A 1,081-nucleotide genomic window follows, 5' to 3' on the forward strand; every position below is an offset into this window, starting at 1 on the left:
GGACCTTGTTGCATGGATCAGCGATTTTCCGGTATCGGGGTGACAGGTTTTCGGGAAGGACGATCTGATGCCGTACAAGTTCAGCGACGGGCAGCGTCACAAATTCCGGAAACCGAATTACCGGGTCAGCAATTGGCCCGAGTATAATGAAAGCCTGCGACAGCGGGGTGATCTGACGATCTGGTTTGATGAAAACCTGCTGTCCGAATGGTGCGCGCCGGCATCGGGGAGACGGGGCGGTCGGCTGGTTTATTCTGATCTGGCGATTGAGATCTGCCTGTCTCTGCGCGTGCTGTTTGGCCAACCTCTTCGGCAGACGCAAGGGATGGTGCGGTCACTTCTGAAGCTCGCCGATCTGGACCTGCCTGTGCCCGATTTCTCCACGCTGTCACGCCGTGGGGCGGGCCTTTCTGTGTGCCCGCTCCCGCGGATAGCCAGCGGCCCGATCACGCTGATCGTGGACAGTACGGGCCTGAGGGTGACCGGCCAGACCGGCTGGCTCGACCAGAAACACGGCGACCGAAAACGTCGTAAAACATGGCGCAAGCTGCATATCAGCCTGGACCCGGAGAGCGGTGAGATCGTGACCTCAATGCTCACGACCGAACATGTGGGCGATCCTGCGGCCCTGCCTGATCTGCTGCACATGACGGACCGCCATATCGCCTGCTTCATCGCGGATGGTGCCTATGACGGCCAGCCCATTCACGATGTGATCAAGGACCACTGCGGCCCTGATGTCGAGATCATCATCCCGCCGCCCGCCAACGCAGTTTGCGGCAGCTACGCGGTGCGGGACGCGCATATCAAGGCGATCCGCGCGAAGGGGCGCATGGCTTGGCAAAAGCAGACCGGCTATGGCCAGCGTTCCCGCGTTGAGGCCCAGATCGGACGCTACAAGACCGTCATCGGCGACACGCTGCGCGCCCGCAAGATGGAGACCCAGACCACCGAAACCGTCATCGCCACCAAGATCCTCAACCGCATGACACGCCTCGGACGTGCGGAATTTCAGCGCGTGTCGTGATGTCGCCGGGGAAAGGGGCGATTTCGTCTCAAATTCGATCCATGCAACAAGGCC

At 60.9% G+C, this 1,081-nt stretch carries 1 protein-coding gene; it reads left to right on the forward strand.

The annotated features are described in order from the left end of the window. The first annotated feature begins 67 nt into the window (after positions 1-67). Positions 68-1,027 (forward strand): IS5 family transposase, encoded by a 960-nt coding sequence (locus DC363_RS16580; protein WP_108642267.1) that lies wholly within the window; start codon positions 68-70, stop codon positions 1,025-1,027. The last annotated feature ends 54 nt before the right edge of the window (positions 1,028-1,081 follow it).

The sequence above is a fragment of the Thalassorhabdomicrobium marinisediminis genome, assembly GCF_003072065.1.
Classification (GTDB): domain Bacteria; phylum Pseudomonadota; class Alphaproteobacteria; order Rhodobacterales; family Rhodobacteraceae; genus Octadecabacter; species Octadecabacter marinisediminis.